The sequence below is a fragment of the Arthrobacter sp. PM3 genome (genome assembly GCF_003352915.1).
Lineage (GTDB): Bacteria > Actinomycetota > Actinomycetes > Actinomycetales > Micrococcaceae > Arthrobacter.
The window spans coordinates 704,191-724,877 of sequence record NZ_CP022314.1 but is presented as its reverse complement, the minus strand read 5'-3'; the positions used below and the strand labels follow the sequence as shown (position 1 = coordinate 724,877).

Here is a 20,687-nt window from a genome sequence, read left to right as displayed (position 1 = left end):
GGCCGGTTTATGACCTGCCGGCCGGCTCAGGCGCAGCTCAGGCACAGTTCAGGCGCGCCTCCGACACAGCTCAGGCGCGGTAGCCGCCGTCGCCGTCCGGCTCCCCGTCCGCGGACTCCGGGACGGACTCGACGACGGCGCGCTGGGCGCGGCGCACGCTCAGCCGGTCCAGCACCAGGGCCACCACGGCGCCCAGGATGGCGCCGCCGGCCGCGCAAAGAACCATGAAGAAGCCGAACACGGAGCTGGTGTCGTAGCTGGCGTCCCCGGGGAAGGCGTAGGCGAGGACGGCGGCCACGCCGATGCCCACGAGCCCGCCCAGGATCAGGAACGGCACATACTTCGGTGCCCGGCGGACGGTGATTTCGCGCCGCTGCGGGCTGTTCCCCGGGGCTGTACCCCGCTGGGGGTCGCTGCCTGCGGTGCCGGGTGTTTCGTGGGAGGACATGCCGTTAAGCCTAATGCCCTTCTGCTCATTGCCGGTGACCGGTTCGCGGGGCACACTAGGGGTGGGGGAGGGCTAGGTGCAGACGAGCTAAGGAATCGCGATGTTAGCCTCAGCCGACCGTATCCGCGAAGAGCAGCGCTTGATCTGGGATGAGTTCTCGGCCGGCTGGAGAAAATGGGACGCGGAGCTGCTCCGCTGGCATGCCCCGTTCGGGGAGGCCCTGCTCCGCGAGCTGCGGCTCCGCCCGGCCTCCTGGGTACTGGATGTCGGGGCCGGATCGGGCGAACCCGGGCTCGATGCGGCCGGGCAGGTGCCGGACGGGCGCGTGGTCCTTGCCGACATCTCCGCAGGCATGCTCGGGGTGGCCCGCGAGAAGGCGGCGGCCCGCGGCCTGCATAACGTGGACTTTGAAGTTTGTGATGCCGCCGCTTTGCCCTTCGCTGACAACATGTTTGACGCGGTGTACTGCCGCTTCGGACTGATGTTCTTTCCGGTGATGTCCGCGGCCATGCGGGAGATGGTGCGGGCCGCGAAGCCGGGCGCCCGGGTCGGCGCTGTTGTCTGGGGGCGCGCCGCCGAGAACCCGTGGGCCACCCTGATCCTGGGCACAATTGCCCGGCACCGCGAACTGCCCATTCCGTCCGCGGGGTCCCCGGGGCTGTTCCGGTGCGCACCAGCGGGATTCATGACCCGGATGTTCCACGAAGCCGGGCTCGCGGAGGTGACCGAGGACAAGGTCAGCACGGAGCTGGTGCGCGAATCCCCCGAGGACTACTGGGCGTTCATGACCGAGATCGCGACCACCGTGGCGATGGGGCTCGCCAAGGCGGATGACGCGTCCAAGGCTCTGATCCGCTCGGACGTGTTCGCTTTGCTGGGCCGCTACGAACACGACGGCGCCATCCGGCTGCGGTCCACGGCCACCGTGGTTGCCGGGACGAAGGTCTAGGCCGGAAGCGTCCCGGGGCGGGACCTCTGCCGTGCAGGGGATGGCCGCCGCCGTGCAGGCTCGTCGCTAGACGCCCAGCTCCTGCTTCAGCGCGGCGACGTGGCCCTGGGCCTTGACCTGGTACTGCGCCAGCTTTACCTTGCCCTCGGGATCCAGCACGACGGTGGAGCGGACGATGCCCTCGGTGACCTCGCCGTGGACCAGCTTCTCTCCCCAGGCGCCGTACGCGAGGGCCACCGCGTGGTCCTCGTCGGCCAGCAGCGGGAAGGTCAGGCCGAAGTCGCCGGTGAAGGCAGCCAAGGCCTCCGGGGCGTCGGGGGAGATGCCCAGCACCTCATAGCCGGAGCCCTGCAGGGACGCGAGGCTGTCACGGAAATCGCAGGCCTCGGTGGTGCAGCCCGGCGTCGCGGCTTGCGGATAGAAGTAGACAATGACGTTCTTGCCCCGGTAATCGGCCAGGGACACGGACCTGCCTTCGGCATCGGGCAAGGTGAATTCCGGTGCCTGGGTGCCGGGCTGGAGCTTGACGGTCAGGTTGGGGCTCATGGTGATCCTTCCGGGGGAACGACGGGTCTGTGGTGCACAACACCGGCGCCGAAGACAGTATTCCGGGCGGCCCGACGCCCGGGGCGGCCAACCTCGGGGCTGCCGGCTGGGCGCGGTGACAGCTCTTTCATAGCTTGGGCATAGCCGGGCTGGCTAGCTTGAACCCACTATGGAACAGCACAAGCCACCGCAGCGACGGTTCGGGCCCCGGCCAGCCACAGGCAGCCGGCGCCGCCGGGCGCCCGTTCGGCCCCGGGCCCTGATTATTGCAGTCTGCGCCGCGCTACTGGCTGCCGCGCTGGGGGCCGGCATCGTTTCCGCCGGGGAGCCACGGGCGAGGGCGTCGGCCGCCGGTGCGGCTGCGTCCCAGGCGGCGTCGGGCAGCAGCGCACCGGCGGACGGCGGTGACGCGTCGGCCCAGGCCGCAGCGGCGCCCATCGGCGACGCGCTGGATGCCAGGATCAACGCGATCATCGCCGCCAACAGCCAGTACCAGATCGGTGTGGCGCTGGTCGATGTGTCTGCCGGCGCAGACCCTTCGGACGTGCACGAATACGGCGTGCGGGACGCGTTTGTGGCGGCCAGCACGGCCAAGGTCCTGGCCGCCGCGGCCTACTACCACCTGGTCGAAACCGGTGCTGCCAGCCTGGCTGACCCGTTGGGGGCCTACACCGCCGGGTTCCAGCTCAAGGCCATGATCCAGCAGAGCGACAACGACTCCTGGTCCCTGATCATGGACGCCGTGGGCCACGAGGAGCTGACCCGGTATGCGGCGTCGCTGGGCGTGAGCTACGTGCCGGAAACGAACACGCTGACCCCGGCCGAGATGGCCGGCATCCTGTCCGGGGTCTACTCCGGAAGGCTCCTGAACGCCGAGGACACCGCCGAGCTGCTGTCCTACATGCAGGACACCAACTATGAAACCCTCATTCCCGCGGCCGTGCCGGACGGGATCACGGTGTTCCACAAGTACGGGCTCCTGGACGACGAACTGCACGACGCCGGCATCCTCGCCAAGGACGGCAAGGCCTACGCCCTGGTCATCTACACCAAGGGCCAGGACCTGAGTGATGTCCCGGAACGCACGGAGGTGATCCACCAGCTGACGCAGGCGGTGGCGGGGGCGCTGTTCTGAAGGGCGCTGTTCCGGTCCGGAGGCTCAGATCCCGAGTTCGTCCCGCAGCGCGCGCACGTGTCCCTGCGGGCTGACCGCGTACCGGGCCAGGACCACGGTGCCTTCAGGGTCCACGACCACCGTGGTCCGGATGACGCCTTCCCGGACCTCGCCGTCGACAATCTTTTCTCCCCAGGCGCCGTAGGCCAGCGCCACGGCGTGGTCCTCGTCGGCGAGCAGCGGGAAGGTCAGCCCGAAATCGCCGGTGAACGAGGCCAGCGCCGCCGGGGCGTCGGGGGAGATGCCCAGGACGTCGTAGCCGGCACCCTGCAGGCTGGCGAGGTTGTCGCGGAAGTCGCAGGCTTCCGTGGTGCAGCCCGGGGTGGCGGCACGCGGATAGAAGTAGACAACCACGTTCCTGCCGCGGTAATCGGCGAGGGAAACCCGCCGGCCCGCGGCGTCGGCCAGCGTGAAGCCGGGGGCCGGGGCTCCGGCACGCAGCCTGGCCGTCGCTGCCGTGGTAGCGGGTGTTTCAGTGGTGGCGGTGGGGTTCATGGGTTCCTTCGATCGGGGTCGGGACGGGCGTGGCGGGCGCAGGCATCAGATGCTGTATTCCGCCGGGCCGCGCACCGTGGCCAGCGGGCCGGGGATGAACCGGTAGCCGCCGCTGCGGACGGTGACGACGGCGTGCCGGCAGCCTTTGAGCTTCCGGCGCACCCGGCCGACGTAGACGTCGATGGACCGGGCCGCCGCGCCGGGGGTGCCGAACGCGTCGAGGCAGTGCTGCAGTTCCTGCCGGCTGACGGTGCGCGAGCAGTTCTGCACGAGGCACCTCAGGAGAGCGAACTCCAGGTCCGTCAGGGGCACCCGTTCGCCGTCGACCCTGGCGTCCCCGGCGGCGAGGTCGACGGCGAGCCGGCTGATGCTCCCGGCGGACGGAGCCGGCGGCTCCCCGCCGGGAGTCTCGACGACGGCGGACGTTGCGGCCCCGGCGGCAGGCCTGAAGTGGACTTCCGCCTCCGGGGCACATCTCAGGGCGCGGCCGAGCACGAGTTCTGCCGCGCGGGCCAGGACGGCGGGGTCGCAGGCGGCGTCCTCCGGCAGGGTGACCCAGACGGCCAGCCCCTGCGCGGTGAGGCCCGACTGCCGGGCCTGGCCCGCCTGGCCGGACTCGCAGGGGCGCCGGCGCTGGCCGTGGGCGGCGGTGCCGGCCACGGCCGCCTGGCTCATACGCCGCCGCGGCGGATCAGCTTGCCGGTGGGAGTCCGGCCGTCGACCAGGGCGCCGCGGAGAAAGGTCTGCCGGACGACGCCGGAGAGCGCCTTGCCGTCATACGGGGTGATGGGGTTCTTGTGCTTGAGCTTGGAGACATCCACGACGTACGCCTCGTCGGGGGCGAAGACGGCGAAGTCGGCGTCGTATCCGAGGGCCAGCTGGCCCTTCTGCGAGAGGCGGGCGAGCTCGGCCGGCTTGGCCGACATCCACGAGACAACCTGCTCCAGCGGGATGCCGCGGTGCCGGGCTTCGGTCCAGATCAGCGACAGGCCCAGCTGCAGCGAGGAGACCCCGCCCCAGGCCACGGCGAAGTCCCCGTTCTCCAGGTCTTTCAGGTCCAGGGTGGACGGGGAGTGGTCCGAGACGATGCAGTCGATCGTGCCGTCCTGCAGGCCCGCCCAGAGCAGTTCGCGGTTCGAGGCCTCGCGGATCGGCGGGCAGCACTTGTAGGCGGTGGCCCCGTCGGGGATTTCCTCGGCCATGAGGGTCAGGTAATGCGGGCAGGTCTCCACCGTGAGGTGGACGCCGTCGCGCTTGGCGCTGGCGATCATGGGCAGGGCGTCGGAGGACGAGAGGTGCAGGATATGGGCGCGGGCGCCGGTCCAGCGGGCCCGTTCGATCACCTCGGCGATTGCCTTGTTCTCGGCGCCGCGGGGGCGGGAAGCCAGGAATGTCGAATAGTGGGCACCGCCCGGGTGGGGTGCGTGGTCGATTGCGTGGGAGTCCTCGGCGTGGACGATCATGAGCGAGTCAAAGGACTTGAGCTCGGCCATGTCCTCTTCCATCTCGTCCGCCTCCAGATGCGGGAACTCGTCCACACCGGAATGCAGCAGGAAGCACTTGAAGCCGAACACGCCTTCGTCGTGCAGGCCGCGCAGTTCCGCCTTGTTGCCTGGCACGGCACCGCCCCAGAATCCGACGTCGACGAACGCCTGGTCCTCCGCCACCTCGCGCTTGAGCTTGAGCCCTTCCACGGTGGTGGTGGGCGGGATGGAGTTCAGCGGCATGTCGATGATGGTGGTGACGCCGCCGGCCGCGGCCGCCCGGGTGGCGGACGCGAAGCCCTCCCACTCGGTGCGGCCGGGCTCGTTGACGTGGACGTGGGTATCCACGAGGCCCGGGATGAGGGTTTCATCCTCGGCAAGCTCGATCACTTCCGTGCCGGAAAGCCCGTTGCCGAGCGGCTCGATGGCGACGATCCTGCCGCCGCGCACACCCACTTCACGGGCTGCGAGACCGGCGGTGGTGAGGATGCGCCGGCCCCGGAGGACGAGGTCATAAGTTTCTTCAGGCATGTTGGCTCTCCTTGCTCACAGTCGTGTGTTGGGCAGCCGGCCCCGCCAGCTGCAGGCCGATGTTCCGTCCCAGGCGTTCCAGAAGCGCTGCCGCCTCCGCTATACACGTGTCTACATTGCTTTCGAGCTCCGTCAAAGCATGGACGGCGCGGAATCCGGAGGTGCTGATCTGCTCCGGACTGAGCGCGGACCGGCCGCAGACCGCAACCACCGGCACGCCGGCGTGCCGGGCGGCCCGGGCAACGCCCACCGGCGTCTTGCCCAGCAGGGATTGCTCGTCGAGGCTGCCCTCGCCGGTGATCACCAGGTCCGCGCCGGCCAGCCGCTCTGCGAGTCCGGTGAATTCAAGGACGACGTCGATGCCCGGCCTGCGGGTCGCGGCGAGGACCGCGATGGCGGCGTAGCCGACGCCGCCGGCCGCCCCGGCGCCGGGAGCCTCCGCGGCCCGCAGCGCCCGGGGGCCGATCTCGGCCGCCAGGACCTGCACAAAGTGGGCCAGGGCCGCGTCGAGAAGTTCCACATCGGCGGGGGTCGCGCCCTTCTGCGGGCCGAAGATCCGGGCGGCCCCGGAGGGGCCGAGCAGGGGATTGCCGACGTCGCTGGCGAGCACGAACCGCGTCTCCTCGAGCCGGGCGTCGAACCCGGAAAAGTCGATCCGGGCCAGCCGGGTGAGGGCCGCCCCGCCGGGCGGCAGTTCGCAACCGTCGGCGTCGAGCAGCCGGGCGCCGAGGCCCTGCAGGACACCGGCGCCGCCGTCGGTGTTGGCGCTCCCGCCGACGCCCAAAATGATCTGCCGGCATCCGGCGTCGAGCGCGGCGCGGATCAGTTCGCCGGTGCCGAGGCTGCTGGCGCCGGTGGCGGTCGCCGAATCGGGCGCGCCGCCCGCGGCGGCGCCGGGCAGGACGGCGAGTCCGGACGCGGCGGCCATCTCGATGACGGCATCGCGGCCGCGGACGGCGAAGTCCGCGCGGACCGGCTGTCCCGTGGGGCCGGTGACCACCGCGCTGCGGCGGCCGAAGCCGGAGCCGACCGCGGCGTCGAGGGTCCCCTCGCCGCCGTCGGCCACCGGAATCCGGAGAACCTCAAGGTTGCTGATCCGTCCGCTGTCGCGCGTCCACTGCAGCCCGGTTTCGAGGTGCCGGGCGACGTCCGGGGCGGAGAGTGAGCCCTTGAACTTGTCCGGCGCGATCACGATCCGCATGATTAGGCCTGCAGGGCCAGGATGGCGGTCGGGGCGTCCTCGGGAGTCTCGGCCAGGGGCTCGAATTCGTTGACGGCGTTGATCTCCACACCCATGGCGATGTTGGTGACCTTTTCCAGGATCACTTCGACCACCACGGGCACCTGGAACTCGGCGGCCAGCGCGCCGGCCTGGGCGAACGCGGTGCCTAGCTCGTTGGGGTCCTCCACCCGGACGGCCTTGCAGCCCAGGCCCTCGGCCACCTTGATGTGGTCCACGCCGTAGCCGCTGGCCGTTGCCGAGAGATCAGTGGAGTTGATGTTCTCGAACGCCAGGGACACGTTCTGCTCCATGTTGAAGCCGCGCTGGGACTGGCGGATCAGGCCGAGGTAGGAGTTGTTGACCACCACGTGGATGTAAGGCAGGTTGAACTGCGCGCCCACGGCGAGTTCCTCGATCATGAACTGGAAGTCGTAGTCGCCGGAGAGCGCCACCACGGTCTCGCCGGGCTTGCCGCGCACCACGCCCAGGGCGGCCGGGGCGGTCCAGCCCAGCGGGCCGGCCTGGCCGGCGTTGATCCACTTCCGCGGGCCGAACACATGGAGCATCTGTGCGCCGGCGATCTGGGACAGGCCGATCGTGGAGACATAGGTCGTCTCCGGGCCGAAGGCGCGGTTCATTTCCTCATAGACGCGCTGCGGCTTGATCGGGATGTTCTCGAAGTGTGTCTTGCGGTGCAGGGTTGCCTTGCGGCCGGCGCACTCGGACACCCAGGTGCTGTAGTCCGGCAAGGAACCCGCGGCCCGGCGCTCGCGGGCCAGTTCCACCAGTCCGTCCAGCGCGGCTCCGGCGTCGGAGGCGATGCCCAGGTCCGGGGAGAACACGCGGCCGATCTGGGTGGGCTCGATGTCGATGTGCACGAAGGTGCGGCCGGCCGTGTAGGTGTCCAGGCCGCCGGTGTGGCGGTTGGCCCAGCGGTTGCCGATGCCGATCACGAAGTCGCTCTGCAGGAAGGTCTCGTTGCCGTAGCGGTGGCTGGTCTGCAGGCCCACCATGCCGGCCATGAGCTCGTGGTCATCCGGGATCGCTCCCCAGCCCATCAGGGTGGGGATCACCGGGACGCCGAGCAGTTCGGCCAGTTCCACGAGCTGCTCCGAGGCACCGGCGTTGATGATCCCGCCGCCGGCGACGATCAGCGGGCGGCGAGCCGCGGTGAGCATGTCCAGTGCCTTTTCGAGCTGTTTGCGGCTGGCCCGGGGCTTTTCCACGGGCAGGGGCTCGTAGGTGTCGATGTCGAATTCGATCTCGGCCAGCTGCACGTCGATGGGCAGGTCCAGCAGGACCGGGCCGGGACGGCCGGAACGCATCAGCTGGAAGGCCTTCTGGAAGGCGCCGGGGACCTGGCCGGGTTCCAGGATCGTCATGGCCATCTTGGTGACGGGCTTGGCGATGGATTCGATGTCCACGGCCTGGAAGTCCTCCTTGTGGAGCTTGGCCACGGGGGCCTGGCCGGTGATGCAGAGCATCGGGATGGAATCGGCCCAGGCTGCGTAGAGTCCGGTGATCATGTCGGTGCCGGCGGGGCCGGAAGTGCCGATGCAGATGCCGATGTTGCCGTCCTTGGCCCGGGAATAGCCGTCGGCCATGTGGCTGGCGCCTTCGACGTGGCGGGCCAGGGTGTGGCGGATGCCGCCGTGGTTCCGCATGGCGGAGTAGAACGGGTTGATGGCCGCGCCCGGCAAGCCGAACGCCTCGGTGGCGCCTTCCTTTTCCAGGATGGCGACGGCTGCGTCAACAGTGCGCATCTTCGTCATGGTGTGCTCCTTGAAAGTCTTGGGATGCCCTTGGCGGGCTGTTTTTGGGTGTGCTGAAGGAAGCCCTGTGCCGTCCGGGGACGTGGCGGCGGAGGGTGGGTGCGGCGGAGGTGGCTGGGTTAGCTGCGGCCGCTGAGCTGGAGGACCTGCTTGAAGAGCCCCGAGTGGTCCAGGCCGCCGTCGCCCTGGTTGACGGTGGCGGCGACGAGCTGGGCGACGACGGCGCCGAGCGGAACGGCGACATTGGCCTCGCGGGCCGCGGCGGTGACGATGCCGAGGTCCTTGTGGTGCAGGGCCAGGCGGAAGCCTGGGTCGAAGTTGCGGTCCAGCATCTTCTGGCCCTTCTGGTCCAGGACCTTGGAACCGGCCAGACCGCCGCCGAGGACCTTGAGCGCGGCGTCGGTGTCCACGCCGTAGGCCTCGAGGAAGGCGATCGCCTCGCCGAGGACTTCAATGTTGACGGCCACGATCAGCTGGTTGGCTGCCTTGACGGTCTGGCCGGAGCCGGAGGGGCCGACATGGACGATGGTCTTGCCGACGGCGTTCAGGACCTCCCCGGCCGCCTCGAAGTCGGCGGCGTCCCCGCCGACCATGATGGACAGGACGGCGTCGATGGCGCCCTGTTCGCCGCCGGAGACCGGGGCGTCGAGGGGTCGGATCCCGGCGGCCCGGGCGTCGTCGGCGAGGCGCTTGGCCACGTCCGGACGGATGCTGGACGCGTCAATCCACAGGGTTCCCTTGCGGGCGTTGGCGAAGACGCCCTCGGGGCCGCTGACCACGCCCTCGACGTCGGGGGAGTCCGGCACCATGGTGATGACGACGTCGGCGTCCTTGACGGCCTCGGCGATGCTGCCGGCACCGCGGCCGCCTTCGGAGACCAGCTTGTCGATCTTGTCCTGGCTGCGGTTGAAACCGGTGACCGTGTGGCCGGCCTTGACGAGGTTGATGGCCATGGGCAGGCCCATGATGCCGAGTCCGATCACTGCAACGTTGCTCATTGTGGTTCCTTTGCTAAAAGTCTTGGGTGCGGATCAGCGGGAGGCGCGTTCGCGGATGGCCCAGGCGAACGCGGTTTCCGCCGGCTCCTTGTATTCGAGGCCGATGTAGCCCTCGTAGCCGAGTTCGCGGCTGCGGGTGATCCATTCGCCCAGCGGCAGGGTCCCGGTTCCGGGGGCGCCGCGGCCGGGGTTGTCGGCAATCTGGATGTGGCCGAAGTCCTTGGCGTGGTTCTCAACAACGGCGGCGACGTCGTCACCGTTGACGGCCAGGTGGTAGAAGTCGGCCAGGAGCCTGATGTTCTCCGTGCCGGTTTCCTCCTTGACCCGGGCGATGACGCCCAGCGCGTCGGCGGCCGTGAGGAGCGGGTAGCGGGGTGCGCCGCTGACGGGTTCGAGCAGGACGGTGCCGCCGATCCGGCCCACGCCGGCCGCTGCGGCGGCGAGGTTCGCCACGGCGAGTTCGTCCTGCTGCTCGGCGGAGTACTCGGCCTGGCGGTTGCCGTAGAGGGCGTTGAACGACGTGCAGCCGAGGCGCCCGCCGATCCCGGCGACGACGTCGATGTTGTCCCTGAACTCGGCGTCGCGGCCGATCCAGGACACCAGGCCCCGGTCACCGCCGGGCATGTCGCCGGCATTGAAGTTCAGTCCGGTGAGCTGGACACCGGCGTCGGAGATGGCGTTCTCAAACCGGGTGACCTCGGCGTCGGCGGGGACGGAGCTCGCGAAGGGCCACCAGAACTCGACGGCGTCGAAGCCGGCGGCCTTGGCCGCGGCGGGCCGTTCCAGCAGGGGCAGCTCCGTCAGGAGGATGGAGCAGTTCACGGAGTACGTCATTGTGGGTTCCTTCGGGCTCGAAACCGGAGCGGTCCGGCGGGTCCTGGCGGTTGGTATCTCGACTCTATTTCCACGGGCCCGCTGTGCGGGAGTTCCTCTGCAGTGCAACCGCGGCGGCGTATTTCGTATTGTGGAAACATTATCTTGCTGTATGAAAAGTCTAGGGGCGGGTCGGGCGGCAGTCAACCCTTCCGGAGGTCCGCGTGAAGTTCTGCCATTTATGAACTAACTTAGGTATGAAATAGGCGGAATGATTGCTAGTCTGGATTCCGCACCTAGAGAGAGTGAGCAATGATGCTTCTCGAAAGAGACCTCATCCAGTCCGTCGGCTTCCGCAATACCACGGACGGCGGACGTGTAACCGGCTTTCAGTTCCGGGTCCGAATGCCTTCCTACCGCGGCATGGCCGCGTCCCTCATCGACGGCATTGCAGTTCGCGTTGGCGACATCGTCGACGTCGGTCCTGACGTTCCGCTGTGGACGTTCGGGGGGCGGACCTACACCCTGCAGCAGCTGTGGGAAAGCGATGGCGTGCGCTGGCCCCTTGAGGAAGCGGCCGTGGTGACCGTTCCCCTCGACGGCGGACTCCCGCAGGGAGTCCATGAGCTCTCCATCGAGCTGCGGCTGCGCATGTCCTACATTCCCGTGGAGCACCAGCCCACCGTGCACCGAACCAGCCGCAAGGTGACGCTCGCGCCGGAAGGCGGCGAAGGCACCTTCCGCTACGGCGTTTCCCTCTACAGCTACATGGGCGACTACGGCACGGTCATGGACCTGGAAACGGCCCTGGCCGCCGTCGCGGACGTGGGCGCCACCGGCGTCGAGATCCTCGGCGAGGGCCACATCCCCGGCTATCCGGCACCGTCCCCCGCCTGGATCGATAACTGGTTCGGCCTTCTGGAGAAGTATTCGCTGGAGCCCACGAACTACGGCTCCTGGATCGATACCCGTCTTCACCCGGGCCGCACCATGACGGTCGCGGAGGGTGCGGAGGCCCTCCAGCGGGACCTGCGGCTTGCCAACCAGCTGGGCTTCGGCTTCGTGCGCCCCAAAATCGGCGTCGTGTCCAGCGACCTGGTCCCGGACCCCATCTGGACCGGGTCCGTGGAACGCTCCCTTGACCTGGCCCACGCGCTGGGGATCATCATCTGCCCGGAGATTCATTCCCCGACGCCGATCAAGCACCCCGTCGTCGAGGACTACATCGCACTGATCGAACGGACCGGAACCAAGAACTTCGGGCTGCTCATCGACGCCGGTATCTTCCAGGACCGGCCCATCCCGCTGCGCGAAGGGGAGACCCGCGAGACCCGGCCCGCCTTCCTCGACGGGATCGGCGTCGATCCGGCCGACTTCGCGGACATCGCGCAATATGTCGTGTTCGTCCAGGCGAAGTTCCACGACATCAACGAGGGCTTGGAGGACCAGCAGATTCCGTGGCTGCCCGTGCTCAGGGCCCTCAGGGACTCGGGCTACACCGGTTATCTCTCCAGCGAATATGAAGGCGAGCGCACGCCATGGCGAGCCATTGAGCAGGTGCGGCGCCAGCACGCCCTGATCCGGCGCATCGCCGGCGGACTTACCTGAACCATCCCACTTCCGAGCAAAGAGACAACCATGCCAAACGGACTTCTTGACGATGCAAGCCTCCGCCCCCATCCCGACGGCCTCGCCCTGGCCCTGATACTCCCGTGGTACCGGAGCCTGTGGCTTTCCTCGGTCTCCAGCCTCCGGCTCACCGTCGACGGCCAGGAGATTCCGGCCGAGGACCTGACCCTGGAACTGGACGGAGTCCGCTATGCGCTCCCGGACCTGCCCGCGCAAAGCGAAACTCTCTGGTACCTGCAGGAACATCCCCTGCTCATCGCCAAAACCGGGAGCCCTGCTGCCTTGGGCGAGCAGCACACCATCCAGCTCATCGGTGAGCTGCGCCTTCCCTACATGCAAATTGCGCCCGGCCAGGACGGCGGTCCCGGCATGTACGTCCCCAATTTCGTCAACCAGACGCTCGAGCTGACCGTCACGGACAGGGCCGCGGCGGCCCCGGAACTGACGACTGCGGCCACCCCGCCTCCGCCCAAGGCCGGGGATGATCCGTTCTCCCTTGGGCTCACCCTGTACTCGGCGAGTGCCGAATTCCGGGCCGGCTGGTACGACTTCGACGGCCTGCTGAACCGGGTGGCGGAGCTGGGCATCGGTCCGGGCATCGAGATCGTGGCATCGCAGGTCCTGCCGACGTATCCCACCGTGACGGATGACTTCGCCAGCTCCTGGCAGCAGGCCTTCGACAAGCACGGCTTCACTGCCAGCTCCTTTGGCGCCAACCTGGATATGGGCCGGCGCCGGGACCGGGACATGACCCCGGACGAGGAGTACGACTTCACGCAGACGCTCTTCCGCGGCGCCAAGAAGCTGGGTTTCCCGCTCATCCGCATCCAGAGCGCGAAGCCTGAGCTGCTTCGACGGCTCCTGCCGCTCGCGGAGGACCTCGAACTCAAACTTGCCTACGAAATCCATGCCCCGCTGGGACCCAACTCGCCGGAGATCATGAAGGTCCGTGACGTCTACGCGGAGCTTGATTCGCCACTGTTGGGTTTTGTGGCTGACTTCTCCTCGACCATGCACAGCATGTCTCCCACGCTCCTGCGCGCGGTCCGCCGTGCCGGGCTGGACGACGACGCCGTCCAAAGGCTGCAGGCCATCTGGGCCACTGACGCCCCGATGCGGGTGCGGCAGGAGGAATTCATTGCGTACCTGCGGGGCCGCGACTTCGATCCTGCCCGGCTTGGGTCCTTCGCCCATCTGGCCTTCAACATGCACGGCCATGTCAGCCCGACGGAGTGGGCCGACATCATGCCGCAAATCATGCACGTCCACGCGAAGTTCTATGACATTGATGACCAGGGCAACGAGCCGGCCATCGATTATCCCGAGCTCGTCCGCGTCTTCGTGGACGGCGGCTACCGCGGCTACTGGTCCAGCGAGTGGGAAGGGCACGCCTTCGCCGAGCTCGGCGAGGTCGACCCCCTGCTGCTGGTCCGGCAGCAGCACGACCTCATCCGCAAGAGCATGCGGGCGGCGCCGGCACCGGCCTGACGCCGCAGCCGAAGCTCCCCTGGCCCTGATGCCCGTCCGGAATTGGGCGGGCATCAGGCATTTAAGGGACTTGCTTGGTTGCGGCGGCCGCCACGATGTCGGCGGCCTCTTTGAAAAGGCCCCGCATCCACTCATGTTCCGAGTCACGGTTGTGCACGGGGTGCCACCACAAGGCGTTGACCAGCGGGGTGGCGTCGAAGGGCAGCGGCAGGATCCGAACCCCGCCTACCCGCAGCGCGAACGGTGCCAGCGCCGCCTGGATCAGTGCGATCCGGTTGGTTCCCACCACGAAGTGCGGCAGGGACTGGAAACTTTCCACCACCACGTCGACGCGTGGTTCCACACCGAGCTGCATGATCTGGCGTTCGGCCGAGGTGGATGCCGACCGTGTTTGGTAGGTCATCACCCAGGGAAGCTCCGCGATGTTCTCCATGGTGATGCGGTCGCCGACGGCGGCGTTGGATGAGGAGACCACGGCCACCCACCCGTCCCGCCACAAGTCCAGGTAGGGCAGGCCGGTGAGGAATCCGTGGGGGATCATTATGCCGTCCACCGAACGAAGGCGGTTGGCGGCGTCCTCCACCACCATCGGATTATGGAGCATAAAACGGAACCGGACCCCGGGGGCGCGTTCAGCGGCAAGCTCGGATGCAACCCGGCCAATCGTCGTGAAGCCGTAATCCGAACCGTAGATGGAGAACTCGCGCTCCGATTCGGCGGGCTCCCAGGTTGCCTGGCTCTCGAAGACGCGGCGTGCGGCCTCAAGTGCCGTGGTGGTGTGCTCCGCGAGCCGGAGCGCGAACGGCGTCAGTTCATAGGCGTTTCCGCGCCGCGCCAGGATCGGGTCACCAAAGTGGGACCGCAGCCGCGCCAGCGAGGCGCTAAGCGCGGGCTGGCTCAGGTGGAGGCGCTCGGCGGCCCTCGTCACGCTCCGCTCCGTAATGAGGGCATCGAGCGATATCAACAGGTTGAGGTCGAGCCGGGAAAGCAGGACATGGTTTGTCACGGCGCGGCGATCTTTCAACGAAGAACTAAGTCAGCACAGTGTATCAGCGGCGTTGATACGTTTCGCGGGATCATCACAATTACCGATGCAAGCGCTTGCTGTAAACCTCCGTCAAACTTATGTCTGTCATCGGCAAGACTTATGTGCGTTTTAGGCACATCTCCTGCATACTGATCAGTGACCGGGGTCACGGCTCCCGGATTTTTCGACAACGAAGTCAGAAAGGCTGGACATGACACAGCACCGTCGCTATTCGGGCCTGAAGGTCGGCGCCCTCGCCGTCCCTACAATCGCAGCCCTTGTCCTCACCGGCTGCTCGGCCTCCACCGGCAGCAGCTCCTCTTCGGATGGGTCCCAGGAGTTTTCACTGTCGTTCGCGACATCCAACACCATTGAGAGTCCCTTCCAAGTGTTGGCAGAGAATTACATGAAGTCACACCCGAACGTGAAGATTACGTTCAACCCGCAGCCCAATGACTCCTACGACCAGACCCTGCGGACCCAGCTCCAGGCCGGAAACGCCTCCGACGTCGTAGTGACCTCGCCGGGTTCGGGCACCGGCCGCAGCATCCTGCCGCTCGCCCAGGCCGGCTTCCTTGAGCCGCTGGACGAGGCCGCCAAGAAGCTGGTCCCCGAAGGAAGCGACAGCCTTTTCGGGTCCGACGGCAAGGTGTACGGCCAGGCCGCGGAAATTACGGTCGTTGGCCTGGTGTCCAACGAGACGGCCTCCAAGGCAGCAGGCCTCTCTGACCTCCCGTCAGACTTCGCTTCCCTTGAGCAGCAGTGCAAAACGCTCGAATCCGCGGGCAAGTCATTCTTCGCGCTTGCCGGCTCGGCTGCTCCCAACACCGGGCTCATGGCGATGTCTCTGGCAGCCTCACGTGTTTACGCGGACGACCCAAAGTGGAACGAAAAGCGTGCTGCCAATGAGACGAAGTTCGCTGACTCGGACGGTTGGAAGTCGTCCCTGGAAGCAGTCGTGAAGTTGAACGACGCCGGATGCTTCCAGAAAGGCGCCGCAGGTGCCGGCTTTGACGCCATCACCAAGGGCCTGGCCAGCGGAACCTCCCTCGCCGGGTTCATCCCCGGCCCCAGCTGGAAGCAGCTGAAATCCGCAGCTGCCGGCTCCGACTTCGATGTCCGCGCGCTTCCTGCGGAGCAGAGCTCCGGCAAGGGGTTCGTGTACGCCAGTGCCAACTACGCGTTCTCCGTCAATGCCGCGTCCAAGAACAAGGATGCTGCCAAAGCTTTCCTTGACTGGGCTGCGCAGCCTGATCAGACCAAGGCCTTCGCCGAGATCGACGGCGCCCTCCCTGTCAGCGGACTTGACGGCTACGACTTCAATGGCGGGGCCTACAAGAACGTCGGCGATTTCATCAAGGGCGGGAAGTACGGTCCGCTGCCGAACAGCCAGTGGCCGAACTCCGCGGTGTACGACGCACTCGCCACCGGCGTCCAAGGCCTCCTTACCGGCCAGAAAACTGCTGACCAGGTCCTGCAGGCCATGGACGCAGCCTGGGGACAGTGACCAGTTCCCAGCACCAAAGCTCCGACGACTCAAAGGGATAAGCAAGGAATACCATGACTGCGACGATGCAACCGAAAAGCGAAGCAGCTGAAGCACCCCGGCGAGGCAGGCGCACCCCGGGGGCGGACCAGAAGGCCCGCCCCCGGGGCCGGGGCCTGGAGTTCGGGCACTGGTGGTGGGCGCTGCCCGGGATCGCCCTTGTCATCGCCATCCACTACGTGGCGACCGGCATCGGCGGCTTCTTCGCCTTCACCAACTGGACGGGCATCGGCTCGTTCAAAATGGTCGGCTGGCAGAACTTCGAAGCCATTTTCAAGGATCCCACCAAGCTCGGCGCGCTCTCCAACACCCTCTTCCTGGCCTTTGGCTCGGTCCTCCTGGGCAATATCGCGGGCCTCATCATCGCCCTGGGCCTGAACAGGGTTTTGAAGACGCGGTACATCCTCCGCACGCTCTTCTTCATGCCCGTGGTACTCAGCCCGCTCGCCACCGCCTACGTCTGGAAGTACATCTTCGACTTCGACGGTCCGGTCAACGTCTTTCTCGCCTCGATCGGCGCCGGCGACCTGGCAAAGCCATGGCTCGCCGATCCGCAGTGGGCGATCTGGACAGTGCTCATCGTGCTCGTCTGGAGCTCCACCGGGTTCGCCATGGTGATCTTCATGGCCGGACTTGCCGGTGTACCCGTGGAAGTGGAGGAGGCCGCCGCCATTGACGGTGCCAACCTGTGGCAGCGCTTTCGGAACGTCACGCTGCCGGCCATCCGGCCTGCCATCGCCATCGCAACAACCCTTGGAATCGTTCAGGGGCTCCGCGTCTTCGATCCCATCATGGCCTTGACCAGTGGAGGACCCGCCGGCGCAACGGAAACACTGGCCACCCAGGTCTACAAGCAGGCATTTGCGCTCGGCAACTTCGGCGGAGGCGCCGCCCTCGCCCTGGTGCTCGCCGTCATCATCCTGTTCTTCGCCGTTATTCAGCAACGGCTGACGCGATCGAACCCCGAGGACTAATCACATGTTCCGCTACACCAAACTCACTTTGCTCCGGGAGGTCGGGCTCTGGGCCCTGGCGCTGATCTTCCTCGCCCCGTTCTACTTCCTGGTGACGACCGCCCTGAAGCCGGACAGCGAATTGTACACGACGTCGCCCCTGGCGCCGCCGGCCAGCCCGGACTTTAGCAACTTCGTGGCTGTCCTGACGGCACGGGGGAACTCCAATGTTGTCCTGGGCCTCGTGAACAGCATCATCATTACAGCGGGAAGCATTGTCGGACTCATCGCGCTGGGTGCAGTCACCGGATACGTCATCTCCCGCAGCACCCGGCGCTGGAGCAAGGGCGCCTACTACCTCTTCCTGATCGCCATCATCCTCCCCGGTCAGCTCGGCGCCGTTCCCCTTTACATGGGTGCCCGATCCCTGGGCCTCACGGGATCGGCGTGGGGCCTGATCATCCTGTACACCGGCATGCTCCTGCCGCTGTCGATCTTCCTCTATTCGAACTTCTTCCGCGGCCTTGGCACTGATTATGAGGAAGCCGCGACCATCGACGGCGCCAGCCGGTCCCAGATCTTCTCGAAGGTGGTCCTGCCCATGATGGCTCCTGCCACCGGGACGGTCACGATCTTCGCCGGGCTCATCGTGTGGAACGACTTCTTCACCTCGCTGATCTTCCTGGGGGGTTCCGCCAACCAGACGCTGCCGGTGGCCATGTACTACTACATTGGCTCTCTCGTCTCGAAGTGGAATTCGATCTTCGCGATCGTGATCGTGTCAATGATTCCCATGCTGGCGCTCTTCCTGTTCGCCCAGAAGAGGTTCATCCAGGGCTTTGCCGGCGGACTCAAGGGCTGATCCGCCATGGTTGACAACCGCGCAGCGTTCGAACGCTTCGTGGAGATCTTCTACACCCAAAAACGGGTGCGTGAGGCCTTCGACTTCCTTGTGGCCGACCACTACCGGCAGCACAACCCGCACATTCCTGACGGGCCTGAGGCGGCAGTAAACATGCTGACGCCGAAGTTCGACGGATCGCCGGACTCACGTTTCGAGGTCCAGCGCATCCTGGTGGACGGTGACCTGGCGCTGGTGCATGTGCGCGCCTCAGGTCCCGGGCGACCCGACGCCGCCGTCGCAGACATCTACCGCTTCGAAAACGGACGGATTGTTGAGCACTGGGACGTGCTGCAGCCGGTTCCGGAGCACCCGGTCCACGACCACCCCATGTTTTAGACCACCCCTTTCAATTCTCCAGGAGACATCCATGTTCCAACTTGCGCCTAATATCGACCTTTTGTTCACCGAAGCAGGCGAAAGTGCTGCCGACCGGGTCCGTGCCGCGGCAGCAGCCGGCTTCGACGCCGTAGAGATGTGGGGCCCCACGGGCAAGGACATTCCGGCCCTGAAGGACGCCCTCGAACAAACCGGGGTCACGCTCACTGCCCAGCTCGCGGAGCCGCGCATGCAGTTCATGATCCCGCCCAAGAACCACGACCCCTTCTACGCAGGGCTCGACGCCGGCGTCGAGGTGGCCCGGCAGCTGGGCTGCCCCCGCATCGTGGTGGGCAGCGGCACCGGCTTCGGCGGCCGCAAGCGGCAGGACCAGCTGGACGAGCTGATCGAGATCTTCACCAAGGGCGCTGCGCACATCGAAGGTTCCGGCATCACGCTGGTCCTCGAGCCGGTGAACATCCGGGTTGACCACCCCGGGGCGCTGCTGGACCGGACCGCGGAGGCCGTCTACGTGGCCAGGGGCGTGAACGCCCCCAACTTCGGTGTCCTCTACGATCTGTACCACTCTACGGTCGAGGGCGAGGATGTGGCGGCCGAGCTGGCCAACGCCGGTGACCTCGTCAAGTACGTGCAGATCGCCGATGCCCCGGGCCGCGGGGAACCGGGGTCCGGGTCCATCGACTGGGCCGCCCGGATCGCAGACCTGCAGAACAGCGGCTACGCCGGCCCCATCGGTCTCGAGTACTACCCGACCATCGACTCGGCGAAGTCCGTCCGGCGCATCCAGGAACTGGTGGCGGGACAGTGAACACCCGCCGGTACCCCGACGCCGTCGACATCGCCATCGTCGGCAGCGGCCCGACGGCGTCAACGTACGCACGGATCCTCAGCGAGGAAGCGCCGGGCGCCACTATCGCCATGTTCGAAGCGGGTCCGACCGTCAGCGCCCCGCCCGGGGCGCATGTGAAGAACATCGAGGATCCGGAGCGCCGCAGCCAGGCCCAGCGGGCCTCGGAGGGCCCCGGCGCCGGTGCCGAAACGGTGAATTCACCTGGCGCCGTCAAAAGCGGCGAACGCCGTGCCCGGCCAGGGACATACCTCCTGCCGGACGGCTACGCGTTCCCCGGCGAAGACGGGCTGCCCGTGGCCGCGATGTCCAGCAATGTGGGGGGCATGGCTGCCCACTGGACCGCGGCCTGCCCGCGGCCGGGCGGCAGGGAGCGCATCCCGTTCCTGCCCGATCTTGAGCAGCTGTTGGCGGACGCGGAGCGCCTGCTGGGCGTGACCACCCGCGCTTTCGACGGCGCGCCGTTCTCGGACCTCGTCCGCGAACGCCTCGCAGCCGCGGTGGACGCGGGCCGGGGGCCGGCCTACCGCGTCCAGCCCATGCCGCTCGCCGTGCACCGCAGGGAGGACGGCGGCCTCGTCTGGTCCGGCTCCGACGTGGTGATGGGCAACGAAACCCGGGAAAACCCGCGGTTCGAACTGTTTGATGAGTCGCTGGTGACCCGCGTGCTCGTCGATGGCGACGGCAAGGCGGCCGGCGTTGAAGTCCAGGACCGGCGCAGCGGGGAAACCCGCCGGGTTACCGCCCGATACGTTGTGGTGGGCGCGGATGCCCTGCGCACGCCGCAACTGCTGTGGGCCTCCGGCATCAGGCCCGCCGCGCTGGGCCGCTACCTCAATGACCAGGCGCAGGTGGTCTTCGCGAGCAGGTTGCGTGACGTCAACGCCGGGCAAGGCCCGGCGGCTGCGGACGGTGTACTCAGCGAGCAAAGCGGGGTGGCATGGGTTCCGTACACTGACGAAGCACCATTCCATGGCCAGATCATGCAGTTGGACGCGTCTCCCGTCCCGCTGGCCGAGGATGACCCGATCGTCCCGGGATCGATTGTCGGGCTGGGCCTGTTCTGCGCCAAGGATCTCCAGCGGGACGACCGGGTGGCGTTTGATGATGAGGCCCGCGACTCCTACGGAATGCCCGCCATGCGCATCCATTACCGCCTCACCGGGCGCGACCACGACGTGCTGGAACGCGCCAGGCAGGAAATAGTCCGTCTGGGCAAAGCGGTGGGTGAACCGCTGGACGAGCGCCCGTTCGTGCTTCCGCCGGGAGCATCGCTGCACTACCAGGGCACAACGCGCATGGGCGCCGCGGACGACGGCGAGAGCGTGTGTTCCCCGGACAGCCAGGTTTGGCAGGTCCCCGGCCTCTTTGTGGCCGGTAACGGCGTCATCCCCACCGCCACAGCGTGCAATCCCACGCTGACGGCCGTGGCGCTCGCGGTGCGCGGGGCGCGCCGAATCGCAGAGGAACTTGGCGACGCTTTACTTATGTCTGAATCTGACAATAGAATGACTCAATAGTGAAG

20 protein-coding genes are annotated in these 20,687 nt (G+C 67.3%); 10 read left to right on the top strand and 10 right to left on the bottom strand.

Features of this window, described 5'->3' with window-relative positions:
- Positions 1-70: 70 nt before the first annotated feature.
- On the bottom strand, positions 71-448 hold the full coding sequence (locus CFN17_RS03410; protein ID WP_261792338.1) for a hypothetical protein: 378 nt from the start codon (positions 446-448) through the stop codon (positions 71-73).
- Between the two features lie 100 nt (positions 449-548).
- On the opposite strand from CFN17_RS03410, the gene CFN17_RS03405 reads away from it, so the two are divergent.
- Complete coding sequence (locus CFN17_RS03405) at positions 549-1,397, top strand: methyltransferase domain-containing protein (RefSeq protein ID WP_208749971.1); 849 nt, start codon at positions 549-551, stop codon at positions 1,395-1,397.
- A gap of 66 nt (positions 1,398-1,463) precedes the next feature.
- Here CFN17_RS03405 and bcp read toward each other — a convergent pair whose 3' ends face one another.
- Positions 1,464-1,943, bottom strand: coding sequence for a thioredoxin-dependent thiol peroxidase (gene bcp / locus CFN17_RS03400; protein WP_208749970.1), 480 nt, complete (start codon positions 1,941-1,943; stop codon positions 1,464-1,466).
- Positions 1,944-2,112: 169 nt separating this feature from the next.
- Between bcp and CFN17_RS03395 the strand changes: the two genes are divergently transcribed.
- Positions 2,113-3,078 (top strand): serine hydrolase, encoded by a 966-nt coding sequence (locus CFN17_RS03395; RefSeq protein ID WP_261792337.1) that lies wholly within the window; start codon positions 2,113-2,115, stop codon positions 3,076-3,078.
- A 24-nt stretch (positions 3,079-3,102) separates the two neighbouring features.
- Here CFN17_RS03395 and CFN17_RS03390 read toward each other — a convergent pair whose 3' ends face one another.
- The 7 genes from CFN17_RS03390 to CFN17_RS03360 all read right to left on the bottom strand — a co-directional run bounded on the left by CFN17_RS03390 (position 3,103) and on the right by CFN17_RS03360 (position 10,453).
- Entirely contained in the window at positions 3,103-3,612 is a 510-nt protein-coding gene (locus CFN17_RS03390; protein ID WP_208749969.1) for a peroxiredoxin, read from the bottom strand.
- 45 nt (positions 3,613-3,657) lie between these two features.
- Positions 3,658-4,287: a winged helix-turn-helix domain-containing protein gene (locus tag CFN17_RS03385; RefSeq protein ID WP_208749968.1), complete on the bottom strand. Its 630-nt coding sequence runs from the start codon at positions 4,285-4,287 to the stop codon at positions 3,658-3,660.
- Positions 4,284-5,627 carry an allantoinase AllB gene (gene allB, locus CFN17_RS03380; RefSeq protein ID WP_208749967.1) on the bottom strand — a complete coding sequence of 448 codons (1,344 nt, stop codon included), beginning with the start codon at positions 5,625-5,627 and terminating at the stop codon, positions 4,284-4,286. The genes CFN17_RS03385 and allB overlap by 4 nt, the downstream gene beginning before the upstream one ends.
- Positions 5,620-6,828: a glycerate kinase gene (locus CFN17_RS03375; RefSeq protein WP_208749966.1), complete on the bottom strand. Its 1,209-nt coding sequence runs from the start codon at positions 6,826-6,828 to the stop codon at positions 5,620-5,622. Before CFN17_RS03375 ends, allB begins: the two co-directional genes overlap by 8 nt.
- 2 nt (positions 6,829-6,830) lie before the next feature.
- Complete coding sequence (gene gcl / locus CFN17_RS03370) at positions 6,831-8,621, bottom strand: glyoxylate carboligase (RefSeq protein WP_208749965.1); 1,791 nt, start codon at positions 8,619-8,621, stop codon at positions 6,831-6,833.
- Positions 8,622-8,740: 119 nt separating this feature from the next.
- Positions 8,741-9,619, bottom strand: a complete 879-nt coding sequence (locus CFN17_RS03365) for a 2-hydroxy-3-oxopropionate reductase (protein ID WP_208749964.1) — start codon at positions 9,617-9,619, stop codon at positions 8,741-8,743.
- A 33-nt stretch (positions 9,620-9,652) separates the two neighbouring features.
- Positions 9,653-10,453, bottom strand: a complete 801-nt coding sequence (locus CFN17_RS03360; protein WP_208749963.1) for a hydroxypyruvate isomerase family protein — start codon at positions 10,451-10,453, stop codon at positions 9,653-9,655.
- Between the two features lie 294 nt (positions 10,454-10,747).
- On the opposite strand from CFN17_RS03360, the gene CFN17_RS03355 reads away from it, so the two are divergent.
- Positions 10,748-12,040: a DUF6379 domain-containing protein gene (locus tag CFN17_RS03355; RefSeq protein WP_208751316.1), complete on the top strand. Its 1,293-nt coding sequence runs from the start codon at positions 10,748-10,750 to the stop codon at positions 12,038-12,040.
- Between the two features lie 30 nt (positions 12,041-12,070).
- Entirely contained in the window at positions 12,071-13,549 is a 1,479-nt protein-coding gene (locus CFN17_RS03350; protein ID WP_208749962.1) for a DUF6379 domain-containing protein, read from the top strand.
- A gap of 61 nt (positions 13,550-13,610) precedes the next feature.
- On the opposite strand, the gene CFN17_RS03345 is transcribed toward CFN17_RS03350, so the two are convergent.
- Complete coding sequence (locus tag CFN17_RS03345) at positions 13,611-14,555, bottom strand: LysR family transcriptional regulator (protein ID WP_208749961.1); 945 nt, start codon at positions 14,553-14,555, stop codon at positions 13,611-13,613.
- Positions 14,556-14,787: 232 nt separating this feature from the next.
- On the opposite strand from CFN17_RS03345, the gene CFN17_RS03340 reads away from it, so the two are divergent.
- Genes CFN17_RS03340 through CFN17_RS03315 form a run of 6 tightly spaced genes read left to right on the top strand, consistent with a single transcriptional unit; the run spans position 14,788 to position 20,682 of the window.
- Positions 14,788-16,083 carry an ABC transporter substrate-binding protein gene (locus CFN17_RS03340; protein ID WP_208749960.1) on the top strand — a complete coding sequence of 432 codons (1,296 nt, stop codon included), beginning with the start codon at positions 14,788-14,790 and terminating at the stop codon, positions 16,081-16,083.
- A 53-nt stretch (positions 16,084-16,136) separates the two neighbouring features.
- Positions 16,137-17,096, top strand: a complete 960-nt coding sequence (locus CFN17_RS03335) for a carbohydrate ABC transporter permease (RefSeq protein ID WP_208749959.1) — start codon at positions 16,137-16,139, stop codon at positions 17,094-17,096.
- A 4-nt stretch (positions 17,097-17,100) separates the two neighbouring features.
- The gene (locus CFN17_RS03330) at positions 17,101-17,937 is read left to right on the top strand and encodes a carbohydrate ABC transporter permease (RefSeq protein WP_208749958.1); all 837 of its coding nucleotides are present in this window, start codon (positions 17,101-17,103) and stop codon (positions 17,935-17,937) included.
- Between the two features lie 6 nt (positions 17,938-17,943).
- Positions 17,944-18,315 carry a nuclear transport factor 2 family protein gene (locus CFN17_RS03325; protein WP_208749957.1) on the top strand — a complete coding sequence of 124 codons (372 nt, stop codon included), beginning with the start codon at positions 17,944-17,946 and terminating at the stop codon, positions 18,313-18,315.
- A 31-nt stretch (positions 18,316-18,346) separates the two neighbouring features.
- Positions 18,347-19,123 (top strand): TIM barrel protein, encoded by a 777-nt coding sequence (locus tag CFN17_RS03320; RefSeq protein WP_208749956.1) that lies wholly within the window; start codon positions 18,347-18,349, stop codon positions 19,121-19,123.
- Positions 19,120-20,682, top strand: coding sequence for a GMC oxidoreductase (locus CFN17_RS03315; protein WP_208749955.1), 1,563 nt, complete (start codon positions 19,120-19,122; stop codon positions 20,680-20,682). The genes CFN17_RS03320 and CFN17_RS03315 overlap by 4 nt, the downstream gene beginning before the upstream one ends.
- Positions 20,683-20,687 lie beyond the last annotated feature (5 nt).